The organism is Paracoccus rhizosphaerae (assembly GCF_026162645.1).
GTDB lineage: Bacteria > Pseudomonadota > Alphaproteobacteria > Rhodobacterales > Rhodobacteraceae > Paracoccus > Paracoccus rhizosphaerae.
In genome coordinates, this window is sequence record NZ_JAOTBE010000039.1 from 12,959 (window position 1) to 34,982 (window position 22,024).

Annotated in this window: 19 protein-coding genes and 1 tRNA gene; 11 read left to right on the plus strand and 9 right to left on the minus strand. The window is 64.7% G+C overall.

The window, feature by feature from the left end; translation table 11 throughout:
- The first annotated feature begins 47 nt into the window (after window positions 1–47).
- The 5 genes from OC184_RS13295 to metK all read left to right on the plus strand — a co-directional run bounded on the left by OC184_RS13295 (window position 48) and on the right by metK (window position 6,628).
- Window positions 48–776: a hydroxypyruvate isomerase family protein gene (locus tag OC184_RS13295; RefSeq protein WP_322630206.1), complete on the plus strand. Its 729-nt coding sequence runs from the start codon at window positions 48–50 to the stop codon at window positions 774–776.
- A 516-nt stretch (window positions 777–1,292) separates the two neighbouring features.
- Window positions 1,293–3,113 carry a translational GTPase TypA gene (gene typA / locus OC184_RS13300; RefSeq protein ID WP_265507666.1) on the plus strand — a complete coding sequence of 607 codons (1,821 nt, stop codon included), beginning with the start codon at window positions 1,293–1,295 and terminating at the stop codon, window positions 3,111–3,113.
- A gap of 224 nt (window positions 3,114–3,337) precedes the next feature.
- Window positions 3,338–3,982, plus strand: a complete 645-nt coding sequence (locus tag OC184_RS13305; RefSeq protein WP_265507667.1) for a TetR-like C-terminal domain-containing protein — start codon at window positions 3,338–3,340, stop codon at window positions 3,980–3,982.
- 72 nt (window positions 3,983–4,054) lie between these two features.
- Window positions 4,055–5,446 (plus strand): adenosylhomocysteinase, encoded by a 1,392-nt coding sequence (gene ahcY / locus OC184_RS13310; RefSeq protein ID WP_265507668.1) that lies wholly within the window; start codon window positions 4,055–4,057, stop codon window positions 5,444–5,446.
- 3 nt (window positions 5,447–5,449) lie between these two features.
- Window positions 5,450–6,628 (plus strand): methionine adenosyltransferase, encoded by a 1,179-nt coding sequence (metK, locus tag OC184_RS13315; protein WP_265507669.1) that lies wholly within the window; start codon window positions 5,450–5,452, stop codon window positions 6,626–6,628.
- Window positions 6,629–6,669: 41 nt separating this feature from the next.
- Here metK and OC184_RS13320 read toward each other — a convergent pair whose 3' ends face one another.
- A complete protein-coding gene (locus OC184_RS13320) occupies window positions 6,670–7,149 on the minus strand; it encodes a type II toxin-antitoxin system RatA family toxin (protein WP_265507670.1) in 480 nt (159 codons plus the stop codon).
- A 68-nt stretch (window positions 7,150–7,217) separates the two neighbouring features.
- On the opposite strand from OC184_RS13320, the gene OC184_RS13325 reads away from it, so the two are divergent.
- Window positions 7,218–7,400, plus strand: a complete 183-nt coding sequence (locus OC184_RS13325) for a hypothetical protein (protein WP_265507671.1) — start codon at window positions 7,218–7,220, stop codon at window positions 7,398–7,400.
- 129 nt (window positions 7,401–7,529) lie between these two features.
- On the opposite strand, the gene ypfJ is transcribed toward OC184_RS13325, so the two are convergent.
- Entirely contained in the window at window positions 7,530–8,363 is an 834-nt protein-coding gene (gene ypfJ, locus OC184_RS13330; protein ID WP_265507672.1) for a KPN_02809 family neutral zinc metallopeptidase, read from the minus strand.
- Between the two features lie 153 nt (window positions 8,364–8,516).
- On the opposite strand from ypfJ, the gene OC184_RS13335 reads away from it, so the two are divergent.
- The 4 genes from OC184_RS13335 (at window position 8,517) to OC184_RS13350 (ending at window position 13,581) form a co-directional block, all read left to right on the plus strand.
- On the plus strand, window positions 8,517–9,095 hold the full coding sequence (locus OC184_RS13335) for a YqaA family protein (protein ID WP_265507673.1): 579 nt from the start codon (window positions 8,517–8,519) through the stop codon (window positions 9,093–9,095).
- Window positions 9,096–9,106: 11 nt separating this feature from the next.
- Complete coding sequence (locus tag OC184_RS13340; RefSeq protein WP_265507674.1) at window positions 9,107–9,568, plus strand: disulfide bond formation protein B; 462 nt, start codon at window positions 9,107–9,109, stop codon at window positions 9,566–9,568.
- 171 nt (window positions 9,569–9,739) lie between these two features.
- On the plus strand, window positions 9,740–12,433 hold the full coding sequence (gene gyrA, locus OC184_RS13345; protein WP_265507685.1) for a DNA gyrase subunit A: 2,694 nt from the start codon (window positions 9,740–9,742) through the stop codon (window positions 12,431–12,433).
- Window positions 12,434–12,492: 59 nt separating this feature from the next.
- Entirely contained in the window at window positions 12,493–13,581 is a 1,089-nt protein-coding gene (locus OC184_RS13350) for an AI-2E family transporter (protein ID WP_265507675.1), read from the plus strand.
- 47 nt (window positions 13,582–13,628) lie between these two features.
- On the opposite strand, the gene OC184_RS13355 is transcribed toward OC184_RS13350, so the two are convergent.
- From OC184_RS13355 to OC184_RS13370, 4 genes are all read right to left on the minus strand, one after another.
- The gene (locus OC184_RS13355; protein WP_265507676.1) at window positions 13,629–16,094 is read right to left on the minus strand and encodes a mechanosensitive ion channel domain-containing protein; all 2,466 of its coding nucleotides are present in this window, start codon (window positions 16,092–16,094) and stop codon (window positions 13,629–13,631) included.
- 8 nt (window positions 16,095–16,102) lie between these two features.
- A complete protein-coding gene (locus tag OC184_RS13360) occupies window positions 16,103–17,134 on the minus strand; it encodes a cysteine synthase A (RefSeq protein ID WP_265507677.1) in 1,032 nt (343 codons plus the stop codon).
- A gap of 90 nt (window positions 17,135–17,224) precedes the next feature.
- On the minus strand, window positions 17,225–18,301 hold the full coding sequence (locus OC184_RS13365; RefSeq protein ID WP_265507678.1) for an NUDIX domain-containing protein: 1,077 nt from the start codon (window positions 18,299–18,301) through the stop codon (window positions 17,225–17,227).
- Window positions 18,298–19,164, minus strand: coding sequence for a hypothetical protein (locus OC184_RS13370; protein WP_265507679.1), 867 nt, complete (start codon window positions 19,162–19,164; stop codon window positions 18,298–18,300). The genes OC184_RS13365 and OC184_RS13370 overlap by 4 nt, the downstream gene beginning before the upstream one ends.
- A gap of 107 nt (window positions 19,165–19,271) precedes the next feature.
- Between OC184_RS13370 and OC184_RS13375 the strand changes: the two genes are divergently transcribed.
- Window positions 19,272–19,361 (plus strand) — tRNA-Ser (locus OC184_RS13375).
- A 224-nt stretch (window positions 19,362–19,585) separates the two neighbouring features.
- Here the strand turns inward: OC184_RS13375 and OC184_RS13380 are convergent.
- The 3 genes from OC184_RS13380 to OC184_RS13390 all read right to left on the minus strand — a co-directional run bounded on the left by OC184_RS13380 (window position 19,586) and on the right by OC184_RS13390 (window position 21,896).
- Window positions 19,586–20,668: a tyrosine-type recombinase/integrase gene (locus OC184_RS13380; RefSeq protein ID WP_265507680.1), complete on the minus strand. Its 1,083-nt coding sequence runs from the start codon at window positions 20,666–20,668 to the stop codon at window positions 19,586–19,588.
- A gap of 548 nt (window positions 20,669–21,216) precedes the next feature.
- The gene (locus OC184_RS13385; RefSeq protein ID WP_265507681.1) at window positions 21,217–21,663 is read right to left on the minus strand and encodes a hypothetical protein; all 447 of its coding nucleotides are present in this window, start codon (window positions 21,661–21,663) and stop codon (window positions 21,217–21,219) included.
- A gap of 17 nt (window positions 21,664–21,680) precedes the next feature.
- Window positions 21,681–21,896, minus strand: coding sequence for a hypothetical protein (locus tag OC184_RS13390; protein ID WP_265507682.1), 216 nt, complete (start codon window positions 21,894–21,896; stop codon window positions 21,681–21,683).
- Window positions 21,897–22,024: the final 128 nt, after the last annotated feature.

Consider the following 22,024-nt stretch of genomic DNA (forward strand, 5'->3'; position numbering starts at 1 on the left):
TGCCAAGGTTCGCCGCGAACCTGACGATGCTCTTCACGGAGCTTCCGATGCTCGAGCGATTCGCGGCGGCCGCCGAAGCCGGCTTCCAGGGTGCCGAGATCCTGTTTCCCTATGACATTGCCGCGCACGACCTCTATCGCGCCGCCCTGTCCGCCGGGCTAGAGATCGTCCTGATCAACGCGCCGCCGCCGAATTGGGCGGGCGGACCGCGGGGGTTCGCGGCCGTCCCGGGGCTTGGGGACCGCTTCCGCCGGGACTTCGAACGCAGCCTGCGCGTCGCCCAAGCCCTGCGCGCGCGCCACATCCACGTGATGGCAGGGCGCGCCGAGGGTCCGGCCGCGCTGGAAACCTATGTCGCCAACCTGGCCTGGGCCTGCGAACGCGCGCCCCATGCCAGCATGACCATCGAGCCGCTGAACCCCGGCGACGTCCCGGGCTATTTCCTGCAGGATCACGATCTTGCCGTCGAGGTGATCCGGCGCGTCGGCGCCCCCAACCTGGGGCTTCAGCTGGACACCTATCACGCGCAGGCGATCACGGGGGACATGCTGGCATGCTGGCGGAAGGTCGCGCCGCTGGTGCGGCATGTGCAGGTCGGCGGACATCCGGGCCGGCACGAGCCGGACAGCGGCACCCAGGACCACCGCACGTTCTTCCGCGACCTGGACGCCAGCGGCTATTCCGGCTGGGTCGCGGCAGAATATGCGCCCTCTCGCCAGACGCAGCGCGGCCTTGGCTGGATGCAGGATACGATGGCCGCATCGACCCCCCGGTGAATAATGCGCCGGCCGGCTGAACCGATCGGCATTGCCTCAGTGGCAGCTTTTCCTGACGGCATCTGGAACCGGCTTCGCCCTGCTGTTGTTTGAATGATGACATGCCAAGGCGGTAACGCTTTGCAGGCATCGGAACACAAAGGGGAATATCATGAACTCGATCATCTACATCGTCGGCCTGGTCGTCGTCGTCCTGTTCATCCTGTCCTTCCTCGGCCTTCGCTGAGGCCGGACCGCAGGCGGAATGGCGGGCGACGTGACTACGGGTTCGCGGTCCAGCCATCCACGGCAACAGACGTCCGGCAAGACCGGCGGCTGATCCTGATGCAATACGGGCGAGGGCCGGCGGGCACTTGCCCGTTTTTCCTTTGGGCGCCAAGCCGCCGCCATGCTGCGTCCCCATCCGCGGTCGAACTTTGAAACTGGGCCCTGCGATGCGGCGGGGCCTCTCACTTTGCGGGTGGCAATCATGCCCCATATCCGCTAGGGCAGCCGCGAACCTGAAAGAAGGCCGCCATGGATATCCGCAACATCGCCATCATCGCCCACGTCGACCACGGCAAGACCACCCTGGTCGACCAGCTGCTGCGTCAGTCGGGGGCCTTCCGCGAAAACCAGGCTGTCGCGGAACGCGCGATGGACAGCAACGACATCGAACGCGAACGCGGCATCACCATCCTGGCCAAGGCCACCTCGGTCGAGTGGAAGGGCACGCGGATCAACATCGTCGACACGCCCGGCCACGCAGATTTCGGCGGAGAGGTCGAGCGTATCCTGTCGATGGTCGACGGCGTCTGCCTGCTAGTCGATGCCGCCGAAGGCCCGATGCCGCAGACGAAGTTCGTGACGTCGAAGGCGCTGGCGCTTGGTCTGCGCCCGATCGTGGTGCTGAACAAGGTCGACAAGCCCGCCGCCGAGCCGGACGATGTTCTGAATGACGTGTTCGACCTGTTCGCCAACCTCGGCGCCAGCGACGAGCAGCTGGACTTCCCGCATGTCTACGCCTCGGGCATCGGCGGTTGGGCCGACGCGACGCTGGATGGCGAGCGCAAGGACATGTCGGCGCTGTTCGACCTGATCCTGAAGCATGTGCAGCCTCCCAAGCAGATCGCTCGCGCGGCCGAGCCGTTTCAGATGCTGGCCACCACGCTCGGCGCCGACCCCTTCCTCGGCCGCCTGCTGACCGGCCGGGTCGAGGCCGGCACCGCCAAGGCCGGCGACACGCTCAAGGCCCTGTCGCGAGACGGCGAGAGGCTTGAGCAGTTCCGCATCAGCAAGATCCTTGCCTTCCGCGGCCTGACGCAGACCCCGATCGACGTGGCCGAGGCCGGCGACATCGTCACCCTCGCCGGCATGTCGAAAGCCACCGTGGCCGACACGCTCTGCGCGATGGAGGTTGACGCCGCCCTGCCCTCGCAGCCGATCGACCCGCCGACCATCAGCGTCACCTTCGGCATCAACGACAGCCCTCTGGCCGGTCAGGATGGCAAGAAGGTCCAGTCCCGCGTCATCCGCGAGCGTCTGATGCGCGAGGCCGAGGTCAACGTCGCAATCAAGGTCGAGGACACGCCGGGCGGCGAGGCCTTCGTTGTCTCGGGCCGGGGCGAATTGCAGATGGGCGTCCTGATCGAGAACATGCGCCGCGAGGGCTTCGAGCTGTCGATCTCGCGCCCACGCGTCATCTTCAGCGAGGAAGATGGCCAGCGCATGGAGCCGATCGAAGAGGTCATCATCGACGTCGACGATGAATACACTGGCGTGGTGATCGAAAAGCTGACCGGTGAGCGCAAGGGCGACCTGGTCGACATGCGCCCCGCTGGTGTCGGCAAGACCCGCATCATTGCGCATGTCCCCGCCCGCGGCCTGATCGGCTATCAGGGCGAGTTCATGACCGACACGCGCGGTAACGGCGTTCTGAACCGCATCTTCCACGGCTGGGCCCCCTACAAGGGCGCAATCCAGGGCCGTCGCCAAGGCGTGCTGATCAGCATGGAGAACGGCGTCTCGGTTGCCTATGCACTTTGGAACCTGGAAGAGCGCGGCAAGATGTTCATCGGCGCGCAGGAACAGCTTTATACCGGCATGATCATCGGCGAACACAGCCGCGACAACGATCTGGAAGTGAACCCGCTGAAGGGCAAGAAGCTGACCAACGTCCGCGCCTCGGGCACGGACGAGGCGGTGCGCCTGACGCCCCCGGTCCGCATGTCGCTGGAAGAGGCCATTGCCTATATCAATGATGACGAGCTGGTCGAGGTGACGCCCAAGAACATCCGCCTGCGCAAGCGTTTCCTGGACCCGCACGAGCGCAAGCGCCAGGCCCGCGCCGAGGGCTGATGCCTGCAACTCATGCAGACGGAACGTCGCGGTCAGCAGGCCGCGGCGTTTTTTCATGCGCGGCGACAATAGAGGCACGCGACGACACAAACTCGTGCTAAAGTTGACCGACGATTCCGTGATGATTTCAAACCGGCCTTGTGCCAGCGTCGGCCTTTCTGGACTAAACCATTGTTTCCGCGTAGTTTCTAGTCTTCCATCATTGCGTCGCAAGGGATGATGTGATGCCCTCCAGCCGAGCCAGCAGAACAGTGCGCGCGCTGCACGAACGCGCCATTGATATGACAATCGTCCTGATCGAGCGGCAGCAGACCCATAATCTGCGCCTCGAGGATGTGGCCGATGCACTGGGCGAGCCTGTCGAGAAGCTGACACGGCTGTTTACCGACGAAGACGCGCTGCTGGCCGCTGTCGTCGAGCATGCGCTGATCATCCTGATTGACAACTGCACCCGTGTTGTCGTGCGCGTGGATCCCAACGATCCTGTCGGACAGTTCTGCGCCCTCGGCGACGCCTATCTGGACTGGGCCGACGCGCATCAGGCGCAGTTTCGGATGGTATCGGACCACCGGATGACCGGGATGCTGGCCAGGCCAGAACTGCGCCGCTATGTCGACTCGATCACGGAACTGATGACCCGGATGCTCATCCGAGCGCAGAAAGGCGGGCAGCTGCACCACAAGGAGGACATTCCACTGATGGTCCTGTCGGCCCGCAGCTTCGCCTATGGGCTGGCGCGGATGATCGTCGACGGGCGGATGGCCGAATGGGCACCAGAGGCGCCGCCACTGCATACCGCCAAGCGCCTGGCCCATGATTTCGTGCTGCGCATGGCCCGCAGCAGCCAGCCGTCGCGGCCAGGGACGTGACCGATTAGCCCCTTTCGGACAGCAAGGCCTTGCGCTATCCCGGATGCAACCTGGAATGACAAGAGAGCAGCCGTGACCGATTTCATCATCAAGGACATCGCGCTGGCCGATTACGGTCGCAAGGAACTGGACATCGCTGAAACTGAGATGCCCGGCCTGATGGCGCTGCGGGCCGAATACGGGGACAGCCAGCCGCTGAAAGGCGCGCGCATTGCCGGCAGCCTGCACATGACCGTCCAGACTGCCGTCCTGATCGAGACGCTGACCGCGCTTGGCGCGGACGTCCGGTGGGCGTCGTGCAACATCTATTCCACGCAGGACCACGCGGCCGCGGCCATTGCGGCGTCGGGCGTGCCAGTCTTCGCCATCAAGGGCGAGACGCTGCCGGAATACTGGGCCTATACCGACCGGATCTTCCAGTTCGCGGATGGGACCGCGAACATGATCCTGGACGATGGCGGCGACGCGACGCTGTACATCCTGCTGGGCGCACGGGTCGAGGCGGGCGAGACCGACCTGATCGCCGTACCCCAGTCCGAGGAGGAAGAGGCGCTGTTTGCCCAGATCCGCAAGCGCATCTCTGAGACGCCGGGCTGGTTCGCCCGCCAGCGCGACGCGATCCAGGGCGTGTCCGAGGAAACGACGACCGGCGTGCATCGTCTTTACGACCTGCACAAGAAGGGCCTGCTGCCCTTCCCCGCGATCAACGTGAACGACAGCGTCACCAAATCGAAGTTCGACAACAAGTACGGCTGCAAGGAGTCGCTGGTCGACGGCATCCGCCGCGCCACCGACGTGATGATGGCCGGCAAGGTCGCCGTGGTCTGCGGCTATGGCGACGTAGGCAAGGGCTCGGCCGCCAGCCTTCAGGGCGCCGGGGCGCGTGTCAAGGTGACAGAGGTCGATCCGATCTGCGCGCTGCAGGCCGCGATGGACGGGTTCGAGGTTGTCACGCTGGAAGACGTGGCCGCCAGCGCCGACATCTTCATCACCACAACCGGCAATCGCGACGTGATCCGGCTGGAGCACATGCGCGAGATGAAGGACATGGCCATCGTCGGCAACATCGGTCATTTCGACAACGAGATCCAGGTCGCCGCGCTGCGCAACCACAAGTGGACGAACGTCAAGGACCAGGTGGACATGATCGAGATGCCCTCGGGCAACCGCATCATCCTGCTGAGCCAAGGCCGCCTGCTGAACCTGGGCAACGCGACAGGACATCCGTCCTTCGTGATGTCGGCCAGCTTCACCAACCAGGTGCTGGCGCAGATCGAGCTGTTCACCAAGGGCGACGAATACCAGCCGGGCGTCTATATCCTGCCCAAGGCCTTGGATGAAAAAGTGGCCCGCCTGCACCTGGAGAAGGTCGGGGCGAAGCTCTCGACCCTGTCGCAGGAACAGGCCGCCTATATCGGCGTCACGCCCGACGGCCCCTTCAAATCCGATCATTACCGGTACTGATCCATGACCGAATATTCGCTTTTTACATCGGAATCCGTGTCGGAGGGGCACCCCGACAAGATCGCCGACCAGATTTCGGATGCCATCCTGGACGCCATTCTGGCCGAGGATGCCCGTGCCCGCGTCGCCTGCGAAACCATGGTGAAGACCGGGGTCGCCATCATCTCGGGCGAGATCACGACCAGCGCCTGGGTGGATCTGGAATCCATCGTCCGCGGGGTCATCAACGATATCGGCTATACGTCGTCTGATGTCGGCTTCGACGGCGCGACCTGTTCGGTGATCAACATCATCGGCAAGCAGTCGCCCGAGATCAATCAAGGGGTTGACCGCGAAAACCTCGAAGAACAGGGGGCTGGCGATCAGGGGCTGATGTTCGGCTATGCCTCGGACGAAACCGACGTCCTGATGCCCGCGCCGATCACCTATGCCCACCGCCTGGTCGAACGCCAGTCCAAGGTCCGCCGTGACGGCACGCTGTCATGGCTGCGCCCCGACGCAAAGTCACAGGTCACGCTGCGCTATGGCGCCGACGGCCGACCCGCGGGGATTGACGCGGTGGTGCTGTCCACGCAGCACAACCCCGAGATCGCGCTGGCCGACCTGCGCGAGGCCGTGATCGAGGAGATCATCAAGCCGGTCCTGCCGTCGCAGTGGCTGTCGGAACAGACGAAGTTCTTCATCAACCCGACCGGCAAGTTCGTCATCGGCGGTCCCGTTGGCGACTGTGGCCTGACGGGCCGGAAGATCATCGTCGACAGCTATGGCGGCATGGCACGGCACGGTGGCGGCGCATTCTCGGGCAAGGACCCGTCCAAGGTGGACCGTTCGGCCGCCTATGCCGGTCGGTGGGTTGCCAAGAACATCGTTGCGGCCGGACTGGCCAAACGCTGCGAGATCCAGGTCAGCTATGCCATCGGCGTGGCCGAGCCAACCTCGATCAGCCTCAACTGCTTCGGAACCGAAACGGTCGCGATCGAAAAGATCGTGGCTGCCGTGAGAGAGGTTTTCGACCTGCGCCCCTTCGCGATCATTCGGGAACTGGACCTGCTGCACCCGATCTATCGCCCGACCGCCAGCTATGGCCATTTCGGGCGGGATCCGCATGCGCTGAACGGCGCGACCGCCTTCAGCTGGGAGGCGACAGACAAGGCCGAGGATCTGAAGGCCGCGCTGACCTGATACGACAAGGGCCGCCACAGGCGGCCCTTTTGCGGTCGGCCTCAGCGGACGGTCGTGTCACCGCCATAGAGCTTGCGCGCCCGTTCCTCGAAGGCGCGGACGATGCGGGACATCGCCTCGTGGAAGACGACGCCAATCAGGCGCTGCAGAATGGCGTTCTTGAATTCGAAGTCCACGAAGAAGTCGACGTGGCAGCCGCCCTCTGGTCGGTCCTGGAACGTCCAGCCGCTGCGCATGTACTTGAACGGCCCGTCCAGGTATTCGGTGTCGATCTTCAGCCGACCCTCCTCATCCTCGGGCCAGAGGACGACGCGGCTGCCAAAACGCTCGCGGAAGACCTTGAAGCTGATCACCAGGTCGGCGGCGATCTCCTCGGCGCCATCGGGGCGGGTCTCTTGCGTCCGGATGCGGGCCGCGCTGTTCCAGGGCAGAAACTGCGGATAGCTTTCGATGTCGGCAACAAGGTCGTACATCTGGCGGGCAGAATAGGGAAGGTCGCGGCTGTCCTGGTGGTGGGGCACGTGGAGCTCTTGTATTTCGTCGCGGCGTCTGTTTCGATTCGGTCAGGACTTAGCAGGCAAGGCACACGATGAACAACATGATCTGGCTTTTGCGCGCCGCGAAATGGGCGCATCGGCCTCCAAGCGCAAAGATGGTCAAGCTGGTCCTTGCCATCGTCGCGGCGGGGTTTGCGCTGCTGGCGCTGGAAAAGCTGGGCCTCTGGCCGGAATGGGCCATGCAGGACCAGCGACCGCCCAGGCTGCCGCGCTAGTCCTTGCGGACGGCGACCGCGCGCTGACGGGGTGCGCCAAGCTGCAGCGTGATGCCGAAGGCCGTCATCAGGCCCGCAAATGTAAGGAACGTCGCCATCTTGTCCTCCTGTGTCCTGCACCGGACCTAATCACAGATTGCCCGCGCCGAACGTGTCACATTGTCTCAGTTCGCCGGAGTTGAACCCCCGCATCAACCAGGTCTGGCGTTGCGCCGCGGACCCGTGGGTGAAGCTGTCCGGCATCGGCGTCTGCCCCGCATTGGCCTGAATAACGTCATCGCCCACCGCCTCTGCCGCGCGCATCGCCTCTTCCATGTCACCAACGTCCAGTGTGCCGAAACGTTCCTGCGCCTGCCGCGCCCAGATGCCTGCATAACAGTCGGCCTGTAATTCTGTCGCGACCGACAGGCTGTTGGCATCGACCTCTGACAGGCGGGCGCGCTGCTGGTTCACCTCGCCCAGGGTGCCCAGCAGGTTCTGGACATGGTGGCCGACCTCATGCGCGACGACATAGGCAGCGGCAAAATCACCGCCCGCGTTCATGCGCGCGGCCATCATGTCGAAGAAGTCGGTGTCCAGATAGACGCGCTGATCGCCCGGACAATAGAACGGCCCCATGGCCGCGGACGCCCCGCCGCAGGCCGACTGCACCGCCCCCCGGAAGAGGACCAGCGTCGGGTCCTGATAGTCCATGCCCGCCTGATCGCGCAGGACCGAACGCCAGACCTCTTCGGTGTCAGCCAGCACGACAGAGACGAACTGCCCCCATTCCTCGTCCCGCTGCGACAGCTCGACATCGTTCTGCGGCTGATCCAGCGCCTGCACGACCGGTGTGACGTCGATTCCGAAGAAGTATCCGACCGCCAGGACGACCAGCGTCCCCGCGATGCCGATGCCCCCTGCCCGGCCCATGCCGCGACGATCCTCGATGTTGCGGCTGCCCCGCCGTCCACGCCACTGCATTGCCGTCCCCTTGGTTGACCTTGCCCTGCCGGCGGGCGTCACATGGTCCGTCGGCACATCCACCATCACAGCACCGAGATTCGGGCGCAAGATGCTTGACGCCGCCGCGCCCGCCGGGGATGCACATCGGTAAAAGAGCGCCGAGGGGACAGCATGCTGAGACGGCTTTACGATTGGACGATGGGGCTGGCGGCACACCGCCATGCCCGCGCGTCCCTGTTCACGATCAGCTTCATCGAAAGCTCGGTCTTTCCGATCCCGCCGGATGTGCTGATGATCCCGATGGTGCTGGCGCAGCGCGCAAAGGCCTGGATCATCGCGGCCGTCGCCACACTGGGGTCGGTGCTGGGCGCGCTTCTGGGCTATTGGATCGGGGCCGTGCTGATGGACACGGTCGGACAGTGGATCCTGACCGTCTATGGCAAAGAGGCCGCCTACGACCAGCTGGCCGCACGTTTCGCCGAATACGGGGGCTGGGCGGTGCTGTTCGCCGCGCTGACGCCGTTTCCGTTCAAGGTCATCACGATCTTCTCGGGTGCGGTCGGGCTGTCGCTGCCGCTGTTCATCGCGACCTCGATCCTGGGGCGCGCGGGCCGGTTCTTCGTAGTGGCGGGCCTTCTGTGGAAGTTCGGCCCGCCGATCCGCGACTTCATCGAACGACGGCTGGGGTTGGTCTTCACAATCTTCATGGCCTGCCTGATCGGCGGCTTTGCCGCGCTGAGGTTCATGTGACAAGCAAAGAGTTGACATATTTGGCGGGCGGCGGTTCCGCCTTCCTTCTGATCGCGGCCTTGGGGTTCCAGGCCGCGGGCTATGCCCCGTGCGAGCTGTGCATCCTGCAGCGTTGGCCGCATGTCGCGGCCGTTGCGGTGGCGCTGCTGGTCTGGCTGACCGGGCGAGTTCGCGTGCTTGCGGTCCTGGGCCTTGTCGCCGCGGGGGCCGCGACAGGCCTGGCGATCTATCACACCGGGGTCGAGCTGGCCTGGTGGCCCGGTCCCTCGCACTGTTCGGGCGGTGTCGGGGATCTGGCCGGCCTTTCCACGCAGGACCTGATGACGCGCCTGCAAGCCGCGCCGGTCGTCCGCTGCGACGAGGTCGCCTGGAGCTTCCTGGGCCTGTCGATGGCGGCCTGGAACGCCGTCTTCTCGGCCGGTCTGACCGTCATCTGGGCAACAGCGGCGGCGCGGGGTCGCGAACAGGCTTGACCCCAGCGTTTCAGCCCCTGGAGCATGGGTGCAGATTGCCCCCTCGGCAAGTGTCGGTTATACCGGGCTGCAACAAGATGTTGAGGAATACCCGTGGCTGACACCCCAGAAGACGACCTGCCCGAAACCCCCGAAAACGGCGAGGATGGCGGTGCGGGGGCACGCGTAGTGATGCACCATGACGGCCCCCTGATCGACATCAGCACCGAGATGCGGACGTCCTATCTGGACTATGCGATGTCGGTGATCGTCAGCCGCGCGATCCCCGATCTGCGCGACGGCCTGAAGCCGGTGCACCGCCGCATCCTCTATGCGATGAACGAGACCGGGAACACCGCCGACAAGCCCTATCGCAAGTCCGCCCGCCCCGTCGGCGACGTCATGGGGAAATATCACCCGCATGGCGATGCCGCCATCTATGACGCGCTGGTCCGCATGGCGCAGGACTTTTCGATGTCGCTGCCGCTGCTGGACGGCCAAGGCAACTTCGGCAGCATGGACGGCGATCCGGCCGCAGCGATGCGCTATACCGAAGTGCGCATGGACAAGCCCGCGAACTTCCTGCTGATGGACATCGACAAGGAAACGGTCGATTTTCAGGACAACTACGACGGCAAGGACCGTGAACCGACCGTTCTTCCTGCCCGCTTCCCGAACATGCTGGTCAACGGCGCGGGCGGCATCGCGGTCGGCATGGCCACCAACATCCCGCCCCACAACCTGGGCGAGGTGGTCGACGCCACGCTGGAGCTGATCGCGAACCCCGACCTGCCGACCGAGCGCCTGCTGGAGATCATTCCCGGCCCCGACTTCCCGACGGGCGCGATGATCCTTGGCCGGTCGGGTGCGCGGAAGGCCTATCTGGAGGGGCGCGGCAGCGTCCTTGTCCGGGCCAAGACCCATATCGAGGAGCCGAGGAAGGACCGCTTCGCCATTGTCGTGGACGAGATCCCCTATCAGGTGAACAAGTCCACCCTGATCGAACGGATCGCCGAGCTGGCCAAGGAAAAGAAGGTCGAGGGCATCGCCACCGTCCAGGACGAATCCGACCGCCACGGCGTCCGCGTCGTGGTCGAGCTGAAGCGCGACGCAACGCCCGACGTGGTCCTGAACCAGCTGTTCCGGTTCACCCAGCTGCAAACGACCTTCGGCTGCAACATGCTGGCGCTGAACGGCGGCAAACCCGAGCAACTGGCACTGCGCGACTTCCTGACCTACTTCATCAGCTTCCGCGAAGAGGTCGTCGCCCGCCGCACCGCCTATGAACTGCGCAGGGCGCGGGAACGCAGCCACGTCCTCTGCGGCTTGGCCGTCGCTGTCAGCAACGTGGACGAGGTCGTGGCGACGATCCGCGCATCGGCCGATGCGGCGGAGGCGCGCGAGCGGCTGATGGAACGGCGCTGGCCCGCCCATGACATCGTCGAATACCTGCGGCTGATCGACGATCCGCTGCACCCGGTGAACGAAGATGGAACCTATAACCTGTCCGAAACCCAGGCCCGCGCCATCCTGGACCTGCGCCTGCAGCGCCTCACCCAGATTGGCGTCAAGGAGGTTACGGACGAGCTGCAGTCCCTGGCCGAGGCGATCCGCGAGTACCTGGCGATCCTGGCGTCGCGCGAACGGATCATGGGCATCATCTCGGACGAGCTGCGCGAGGTGAAGGACCTGTTCGCCGTCCCACGCCGGACCGAGATCGCCGAATGGTCCGGCGACATGATGGACGAGGACCTGATCGAGCGCGAGGATATGGTCGTCACCATCACCTCTGGCGGCTATATCAAGCGCACGGCGCTGGCCGAGTTCCGCGCGCAACGGCGCGGCGGCAAGGGCCTGTCCAGCATGGCAACAAAGGAGGACGACGTCGTAACGACCCTGTTCGTGGCAAACACCCATACCGAGCTTCTGTTCTTCACCACCGACGGCATGGTCTACCGGATGAAGACGTGGCGGCTGCCGCTGGCGGGGCGCACCTCTCGAGGCAAGGCTATGGTCAATATCCTGCCCATCGGTCCCGGCGTCAGCATCGCCGCGCTGCTGCCGATGGATGCGCCGGAATCCGAATGGGACCGCTATCACGTGGTGTTCGCCACCGATCAGGGCGACGTGCGCCGCAACGCGCTGTCGGATTTCACCAACATCATGCGCAACGGCAAGATCGCCATGAAGCTGCCCGACGGGGTCAGCCTGATCGGCGTTCGCCTGGCGACGGATGAGGATGACATCATGCTGGTCACCGCCGGTGGCCGCGCGATCCGCTTCCGGGCGACAGACCTGCGCGTCTTCCAAAGCCGCAGTTCGACCGGGGTTCGCGGCATCAGGCTTGGCGGCGATGATCGCGTCGTCAGCATGTCCGTCATCCGCCACTTCGAGGCCGAGCCGTCCGAGCGCGCGGCCTATCTGAAGATGCGCCGGGCGATCGCCGGGGCGCTGGACGACGGCGCCGAGGCCGACGAGGACGAGGATGCCGCGCCCGAGGGCAGCATTACCCAGGAACGCTATGCGCAGATGTCCGCGGCCGAGGATCTGATCCTGACCATCACCAGCCGCGGGGCGGGCAAGATCAGCTCCAGCCATGACTATCCGGTGCGGGGGCGTGGCGGACAGGGCGTCATGGCGATGGACCGCGCCATGCGCGGCGGCCCGCTGGTGGCCAGTTTCCCGGTCGACGGTGACGACCAGATCATGCTGGCGACATCGACGGGTCAGTCGATCCGCGTGCCGGTGGACGGGATCAGCTTCAGGTCCCGCAGCGCGGGTGGCGTCAGGGTCTTCAATACCGCCGCCGCCGAGGTCGTGGTCTCGGTGGCCCGCGTCGCTGAACAGGGCGTCGCCGACGCATTGCCCGACGAGGATCAGGACTAGGATCATCCGCCCCGGCCCCGACATTCGGGACCGGGGTTTTCTTTATCGCGAGGACAGGCGTGGAGCATTCGAACGAAACCGTGCTGAGAGAGCGGCTTCAGACCGGCTTTCTGGGGCTCATCGCCTTCTCGCTGCTGCTGTTCATGCTGGTCCAGGCGCGATTCATCCTGATCTCGCTGGCGATTGCGATCATCCTGTTCTCGCTGACGTCGGACGCCATCCATGCCATTTCGACCCGGCTGAAGGTCGCGAAGTGGCTGGCGACGACGCTGGCGTTGATCGGCATTGCGCTGGGGCTTCTGTGGATTTCAACGACGATCCTGGCGCAGGTCAACGAGATCGTCTTCCTGGCGATCACCTATGCCGAACAGGCGCAGGCCGCCCTGCCCGCCCTGACCGAGCGCCTTGGCCCCGAGGCGCAAGAGCGGATCATCACCGCGCTGAGCAACTTCAACATCACCGGCTGGATCAGATCACTGGCGAGCCAGGCCTCCGGGATCCTGTCGGGCAGCGTCCTAGTGATCCTGTTCGTGGGCTTCATGTTCGCCGAGCAGGTCTGGTTCCCGATCAAGATCGAGCGGCTGGCCGAGGATCGCGAAAAGGCGCTGCAGATCCGGCGGATCATCGCGTCGATCATGCACCGGGTGAACCGCTATCTGGTGGTGAAGACCGGCGTCAGCGCGGTCACCGCCGGCATCGTCTGGCTGATCTTCCGCACCATGGGGCTGGAGCTGGCGACGGCCGTGGCCATCCTGACGTTCATCCTGAACTTCATCCCGTCGGTCGGGTCAATCGTGGCGACGGTCATCGCGGCGATCCTGGCCTTCGTGCTGACCGGCGACACCACGCCGACGATGATCGTCGCCTTCCTCTGCACTGCCACGCAATTCGTGATCGGCAACGTGCTTGACCCAATGCTGCTGGGCCAGACGCTGCGGCTGTCCAGCTTCGGGATCATCCTGTCGCTGGCCTTCTGGGGTGCGGTCTGGGGGGTGCCCGGCATGTTCCTGGCCGTGCCCATCATGGTCGCGCTGATGATCATCTGCGCGCACATCCCGTGGCTGAGGGCCGTGGCGGTGATGCTTTCGCGCGAGGGCTTGCCAGATGACGGCAGCGGCGATGCCGACGAGGATCGCCTGGTGGCGTAACCTCGCTGCCCTGGGTGGGTCAGGGGCGCGAACGCCCCCGACTGCGGTCAGCGCGCATCGCCGCCATCGTCGGGAAGGCCGTGGGCCGCGTCAGCGTCCCCGCGGACCAGCGCCGGGTCGGGGCGGCTCGGCCCGCCGCTTGGCAGTTCCCGCGCTTTTTCTGGTGCCGCAGTACCCGTCAGCGTTTCAGGGTTGCGCAGCCAGATGTCGCGTTGCGCGAAGGGGATCTCGATGCCCTCATCCTCAAACCTGCGGACGATTTCGTGCAAAAGGTCCGAGGTGACGCCAAGTCCGGTCCCAACATCGCCAAGGATTGCCCTAATCTCGAAGTCGAGCGAGTCGGCACCCAGTCCGCGGAACAAGATCGCCGGTTCCGGGTCGATGGAAACAAGCGGGTGATCCTCGGCAATTTCGCGCAGGATACGTTCGACCTTGCGGGTGTCGGTGCCGTAGGCGACGCCTACGGGAATGATGATCCGGCCAACCTTGTTGTGGCGCGTCCAGTTCGTCACAGGCTGACTGATGAAGTCGCTGTTCGGGACGATCACCTCGGTCTTGTCGAAGGTCTCGACCATGGTCGCACGGACCGAGATCTTCTTGACGATTCCCTGCTGGCCGCCGGCGCTGACCCAGTCACCGACACTGACCGGCCGCTCGATCAGCAGGATGATGCCGCTGACGAAGTTCGAGACGATGTTCTGCAGGCCGAAGCCGATGCCGACCGACAGCGCACCGGCGACGATCGCGAAGGCCGACAGGTCGATCCCGGCCGAGGTAATCGCAAGGATCGCGGCCAGGACGATACCCACATAGCCCAGGCCCGAGATGACGGCGTTCTGGCCGCCGGCGTCCAGCCTGGTCTTGGGCAGGATCGAATTGCGAAACGCCCCCTGCACGCCGCGGGTCACGAGATAGCCGATGGCGAAGATGACCAGGAAGGTCAGGATCGCACCGGGCGACAGCGTCACGCCGCCCAGGCTGATGCCGTTGCGGAACGCCACCCAGTACTCGGCCAGCGCCTCGGGCGTTGCGCCCCAGATCATCAGGAACAGCGGCACCGACAGCAGGACCAACGCAAAGCCGCTGAGCAGCGGGGCAAGCCCGTCCCGTGCCCCTTCGGCCCCGCGATAGAACATGTCGAAGACGTCTGCGACGAAGTCCTGCAGCAGGATCAGCAGGCCGATCAGCGCCAGCGACAAGATCCAAGGCCAGATCAGCAGGTTTCCCAGGTTGACGTAGCCGACCGCCATGGCCAGCACGGCCAGCGGCCCGACGATCCGCGTCAGGACGCCCGCCCAAGACGCGATGTAATCGCGATAGTGCTGATCCTGCGCCGCCGAGTTGCGCGTCAGGCGACGAAGCACGTTGCCAAGGCGCACCATCGCCATCGCGGCCAGGACCGCCATGATCAGGTGCCAGACGCCGGCGGCACCCTCGCTGAATTCGACGGGAACGCGCCCCACCTGCGCCTCGCCCCGCTCGTAGAGGCCGGAAAGCGGCAGGACCGCACGCGACAGGATGTAATGCACCGCCATCAGCAGCGCCAGCGTGTTGACCATCCGACCAGCGGACACGCGGGCGGCCTCGGTCATCTGCAGCGAGGTATAAGCGATGGCCTGCCGCGGAAACAGCGCACGCGCCATCCAGATCCCGCCGAACAGGATCACCGCCGCGCCCGGAAGCGCGTTCAGAATCGGCGTCGTCCACGGCCCCGGAAGGCCGGTCGCCTTGATGGCGCTGATGGCCAGGTAGACCCCGATCATCGGGATCACGATCTGTCCGAGCGAAACGACAAAGGCCAGGACCGCGCGCGAATGGCGAGATGCCCTGACCGACAGCCTTGACGGGAGGCTGCCGATCCAGGACCGACCCAATGTCAGGATCAGTAACGCCCCGGCCAGATAGAGAAGCACGACCGGCAGACGGGGCCGCAGGTCAGCCCAGGTCTCGGGCGTGGCATTGGCGCCGGACACCTCTGACACGATGCCATCCAGCAGCGTCAGGCCGTCGCCCACCGCGCCCCGCAAGCTGGCCGGCAAGAGCGGCGACGGCGACACCTTCATCAGTTCAAGTGCCTGACGCCTGCGGATGATCTCGTCGATCTGCGCGATGATCGAACTGGCGCGGCTTTCCGCCTCGACGGCGGCAAGACGCGGGGCCTGGGCCGTCGACAGCTGCTGGTTCAGCTCGGCGCGCCGGGCGGCCACATCGGGGTCCTCGGTCTCTCCCTCTGCAGGAACCGGGCCGAGCGACTCGATCTGGTTGCGCAGCGTCGTGATCCGGTCGGCATTGACGGACTGCCCCTCCTCCAGCTGGCCGCGCCACTCGACGATGCGTTCCCGCGCGGCGGACAGCTCTTCGTTCGTGGCCTGGGGGTTCGAGGCCAGCTCCTCGGTATCCTCGGCAACCTGTTCCCAGGCATCATAATTCAGCGGCGTGGCCTGCTGGGCCAGCGACGGCCCGGCAGTCATCATCAGCAGCGCCACGAGGATCGTGGCCAGAAGGTGTCGCATAGGTTCTTTCAGCCTTGGAAGACTTCGGGAAGTTCCGGCGCGGGGCGCGTCAGCCATTCGGGGACAGGCAAGCCCTTGGCGCGCAGGAAGTCGGGGTTGAACAGCTTGGTCTGATAGCGATTTCCGTAATCGCAAAGGATCGTCACGATCGTATGGCCCGGCCCCATCTCTCGCGCCATGCGGATGGCACCGGCCACGTTGATGCCGGACGAGCCGCCAAGGCACAGCCCTTCGTGCTTGAGAAGGTCAAAGACGATCGGCAGGGCTTCCTCGTCCGATATGCGCCAGCTAAAATCTGGAGTGAAACCTTCAAGGTTTGCGGTAATGCGGCCCTGGCCGATTCCTTCGGTAATCGAGCTGCCGGGGCTGTCGAACTCACCGGTGGTATAAAAGGAATGCAAGGCGGCGCCTTCGGGATCGGCAAGGCCGATCTTGACGCCCTTGGGCTGCAGGACATCGGCCACGCCGGCCAGGGTCCCGCCTGACCCGACCGCGCAGATGAACCCGTCGACCTTGCCACTGGTCTGTTCCCAGATCTCGGGGCCGGTCGTTTCTACATGTGCCATCCGGTTCGCGGTGTTGTCGAACTGGTTGGCCCAGATCGCGCCCTGCGGTTCGGTCTTGGCCAGCGCCTCGGCCAGGCGACCGGAATAGCGGACATAGTTGTTGGGGTTCTTGTAGGGCGCCGCCGGAACCTCGACCAGGGTGGCGCCGGCCAGCCGCAGCATGTCCTTCTTTTCCTGGCTTTGCGTCTCAGGGATGACGATGACAGACTTGAAGCCCATCGAGGCGCCGACAAGGGCAAGGCCGATACCGGTGTTGCCGGCCGTGCCCTCGACGATGGTGCCGCCGGGCCGCAACGCGCCTCGCGCCACCGCATCCTTGATGATATAGAGCGCCGCACGGTCCTTGACGGACTGCCCGGGGTTCATGAATTCGGCCTTGCCGAGGATTTCGCAGCCGGTGTCATCGCTCGCACGGTTGAGCCGGATCAGCGGCGTGTTGCCGATCGCATCGGCCAGATCAGAACAGATTCGCATTGCGAGCGACCTTCTTTTCCCATGGGGGTTCAACGTCCCGGATACCTACACGTCCCACCGGCAGGGGGGCAACCCCGGCACCGAACGGCATCAGCCCCCCGCCAGTTCCGCCTTCAGCCGGTCGGCCTGCGCGTCCAGCCACAGAGACAGCAGGACCAAGGGGCCGTTGGTGATCTGCCCGTCGCGGACCATGTCCGACAGCTGCCTGCGCGGCATCAGGTGGCCGCGGATATCCTCGGCCTCGCTCTCGGCGCCGTGGACGCCCGCGCTGCCGTCCGGCAGGTCGGCGATCCCGACGTAGTGATAGATGAACTCGCAGACTGCGCCGGGGCTGGGATAGACGCTGGCGGCGGGAAACATGCGACCGACGTCCAGGGCGGCCTCCTCACGTGCCTCGCGCCGCAGCGCATCCTCGACCGCCTCGCCGGCGTCGACGCGGCCGGCCACTGGCTCCAGCAGCCAAGGCTGCGGATCGCCTCGGACGGCGGGGGCAAAGCGGAACTGGTCGACCAGCAGGACGCGGTCGCGCTGCGGGTCCCAAGGCAGCAGGACCGCCGCGTCGCCCATCAGGAAGGCTTCGCGGGTCACGGGGTCGCTGTGACCACCCTCGTGCAGCGCGTGGCTGAGCCGGTGCTCCTCGACGGCGAAATAGCCCGAGAAGCGGGTGCGTCTTTCGACCACCCTGACGGCATCGGCATCGGGCGGTGGCACCACGCCCTTGCCGGAAGGTTCCATCCGCGCCGCGCGCAGCCGGCTGGAGGCCCAGATCCCGATCATCGGCAGGCGCCAGGCCAGATGATCGACGCTCAGCTCCGCCGGAGCCTGGACGATCTGTCGCGCAATCTCAGCCGCAAGGTCCTGTTTCGCCGGGTCCTGGCGCCATTTCGCCCCTTCGGCAGGGCCTATGCCGGCGATCCCAAGGATGTGGTGGCTATCAAATTCATAAACCTGCAGGCCCATGACCGCAGCATATCGCCGCAGGGCATCATTCGGTACCACGGCCACGCCGGGCGTCGTCCCGGCTGCCGGCGTCAGCACCGGCCAGTGGTTGCGGTCGATTCCGCCGCCGACGCCGGCCAGTGACGCATTAAGCGTCATCGCCGTCCCCTCAAGACACAGCGCGTCCAGGACGGCCCGTGCCGCCAACGGCCCGGTCAGGACAATCATAGCTCTCGCCCCTGCATGCGCAGGGCCGCTGCCAGGCCAAGGTCAAACGACGTCTGCCGCAGCACTCGGTCAAAAGCATCGAACAGCACCTGCGCCACCACCTTCCCCTCGCGGGAGGACGCATAAGCGACATACGCCTCCATCTCGTCGTCGCGCAGGGACGAATAGGACAGCAGCAGATAGGCGCGCAGCCAGTCGGTCGCCTCGGCCTCAATCTGGTCGCGCTGAGCCCAGGTCTCGGCCAGCAGCTGGCTGTCCGATAGCGGCATGTCGAAGCCGCCGCCCTGCTCGTATCCGCGGGAAAATGCCAGCGACGCATTCAGCGCCCCGGCAACGTTCGGCGCCACAAGATCCGCCTCGTCGATCAACCTCAGGATCTGCTGAGCCCGCCGGTCCCCGCGGCCGAGCGCGCGGGCAAAGCCGTCCCTCGCCTGCGTCTCGACCTCGCCGTCCAGCATCGCCCGCCGTGCCGCAAGCTCAAGCCGCAGCAACCGCCGCCCCAGATGGCCCTCGTGAAAGGCCAGCCCTGCGCGCAAGGCAGAGGGATCTGCCGCCGCCGCTGAACGCGCCATGCTCTGCCGGAACAGCGCCTCCAGTCGCTCTGTGTCATGGACGAGGGCGACGGTGGACGGCCAGGACCTGCCGCCACCCGCGACCAGCCCCTGCGCCTCCATGTCGACCGCTTCGGCGACAGCCTCGTCGCGCAGGATCGGCATGACCGCCGCCATGTCGAGCGCCTTCCAGACCCTGTCTGCCACGCTCTCGGTTTCGGCTTGCGCGGTTTCGAACCGCTCTGGCCATGCGGGCTGCTCTGCCACGAAATGCAACGACACTGCACCGATCAGCGCGACGATCCCCAGCATGCCGAACTCTCCACAACAAAAATTTCGCACTCGGCATTTTTTGGGCAAATTCCCCTTGCGCTTCAACCCTGCTCAATCTAATTCCGCCCCACCACACCAGAAAGCGCGGAGAGGTGCCGGAGTGGTCGAACGGGGCGGTCTCGAAAACCGTTGAGCCTGCAAGGGTTCCGTGGGTTCGAATCCCACCCTCTCCGCCAATAACTAATTGATATCGTTGTATTTTTCGCTTTGGCGCCTGGATGCCCCCGCTCCTTCGGCCAAGGACAAAGTCGGCATACTATGCCGGGTTTTGTGCCACCGAGTGCGCCGACTATGCCGTCCCGGCGCAGATTTTTGCCCGGCAGGCAGACAATCAACCGGCCCCGAACGACAAAGACCCGCCGTTTCGGGCGGGGCTCTTGTAGTCGCGGGCAAGTGTGAGTCAGAGACCAACATTACCGTCGGCGTTGGCGACCTCCTGCTGTTCCTGCGAGAGGTAGCGGAAGTAGTATCGCTCGGTCGTCTTTACGGAGCCATGCCCGATGTAGCGTTGCACCCGATAAACCGACCACCCCTCCTTCAACCGTTCGATCGCGAACTTGTGCCGTAGGTCATGCATCCGGGCACCGAAGTCGACTTCCTGCGCATAATCCCAGAAGATGTTGGCGGCAGCCCGGTAGTAGCCGTCCTCGGTCTTGTTCCAGAAGACAAAGGGAGACCTGTTCGAGCGCGGGATCTGTAAAAGGATGTCGATGGCCTGCTGACGCAGGGTGATCGTGCGAACTTTTCCGCCCTTCGTATTCAGCAAGGTGAGCGTCACATTCCCCTCGACGGGCCGATCCATGCCGGACAGGTCGCTCCACTTGATCATGGCCATCTCTGTGATCCGCCCGCCTGTTTCTTCCAGAAAGCTCGGGAAGAATGTCAGCGTCCCCGGCGCGCGTTCCGACAGCCTTGCAATGGCCTCCTGGGTGGGAAGAACGATCTGAGGCAATCTCTCACGCATGCCCTGCTTCTCGAAGAGCTGAACCGGGTTCACCTCGATCCACTTCTTGTTCTTGATGTAAGCCATCAGATGAGTGAACGCCGTCAGATCGCGATTGATGGTCGCCACGGAAACACCGGCATCTTTGCGTAACGCGACGAACTCTGTGACCTCCGCCAGACCGATTTCCCAAGCTCCCACCAATTGTATATCTTCGCCCCGCTCCTCGAAAATCTCCATGAGTGTTACGCCGATCTGGCGCAGGCTGGTCTGATAGCGGGTGCGCGTCCTATCGGACCATCCATGATCCTCATCGGGTTGGTCGAGACTCTCATAGAAAACTGTGAAGCCCGCATGGAAGAGCCAGTCGGTCTCGCCACGCTCGGCCTTCCCTCTCAGGTCTTTGATGCGCTCTCGCGCCTTCTTTTCCGCGACCCGCTTAGAAGTTGTTCGAAGCGACTCCCGATACTCTTTTCTGTCGATGGTGACGCGGAGGTAATAGCTTTTGCTGTTGCTGGGGGTGTAGACATGGCTTGCCATTTGTTTCCCTTTTTGAGCCAGAGGGCGAGGAGGTCTTGATCAAAGGTCCAGACACCTCCGAGCTTCTCGGCGCCGGGTATCCTTCCTTTGGACGCGTGGTCGGTGACGGTCCTCGGTTTCAGATCTGAGAGTTTGGCGACAACGTTGACCCGCACCTTGGGCTTGAAGTCGGACAAGGCGGGTATCGCATGTTGGAATGCGTGAGGTGATGCGTGAGTCATTGTCTGCCGTTGTGCTGGAGCCGCCGGGAGGTCAGGCGGCCGTTTCTTGTCGCCACCATGTTGATGACAAGCAGAAGACTGGGTTCGACTGTGTTCGCCGAGTCGCGAGGAGCGGCCGGAGTCGACGATTTTTTTCGCTTGGCAGCTGCATCTGACTGACCATAAACGATAAATTTTTTGCCTTTAGGGGCGACTACACTGTCAAGGGCGTGCCGATGGAGCAGCAGTCGGAGCGGTGCCGGCACGCCTGCCCTGCGGTGATCCGGCCGCGGGCGCGGGTCTCGCGACCCTCAAGTGAGTGGCGCCCGGACCGGGCGCCGTCTCTTTTCAGCCATCGGTCAGGGCCGGTGTTTCTCGGATCGCACGGGCAGCCGAGAGTGTTGCCAGGATCATTTCGGCAAGCAGTGCCAGCTCAGCCGCGACCTCAGCGAGTTGTTGAGACTCAGGCTCGCGGTAGACGGCATCGTAGCCACCGCGCACGTGATTGTCGTCGCCTTGCCAGTAGATGTGTGTCCCGGCCTCGACCAGCCGGACGAGAATATAAGTGAATGTCTCGAGATCGCGCAAGACGTCCTCTCCAAGAAAATCTCCTCGCTCGATGCGCCGGGCGATGCTGCTTGCGAAGGTTCTTTTTGCCGGCGGCAGGAGCGGGATGACGATGTCGTGCAGCTCGTCCGCGGCGATGTGCGCTTGCATGATCGCCAAGGCTGCCAGCCGTGTGACCGCCTCAGGGGTTACTTCTGCCCCTTCGATGAGTTCGGGCAGGCGGGGCATCGAGCGCGCTCTGGCCCTCATGCTGCGGCCCTCCGCGTGAGGCTCGCGCCGCGGTCAGCTTCCGCCTCTCGGCAGGCGTCGAGCAGGCTGCTGAGCTGGTCCGCCAGCAGACAGATCTCCTCGACGCAGGCATTCGCTGGATCGATCGATGCGAACAGTTCGGCTTCGAGGCGCGACGGATCGTGGACATGCTCGAGCATGAGCAGGTCGAGAAGCTGGTCGAACGCCCGCATCGTGCGACGTGACGTTGCCCCCAACTTTTATCCAGCGTGAGCGAGACTCCGGGTTTGGTTTTTGCCTGTTTGGGCGGGTTGGGCAACGGGGGCTGGCGCGGAGCTTTGTGGGTTGCGCAGCGTCAGGC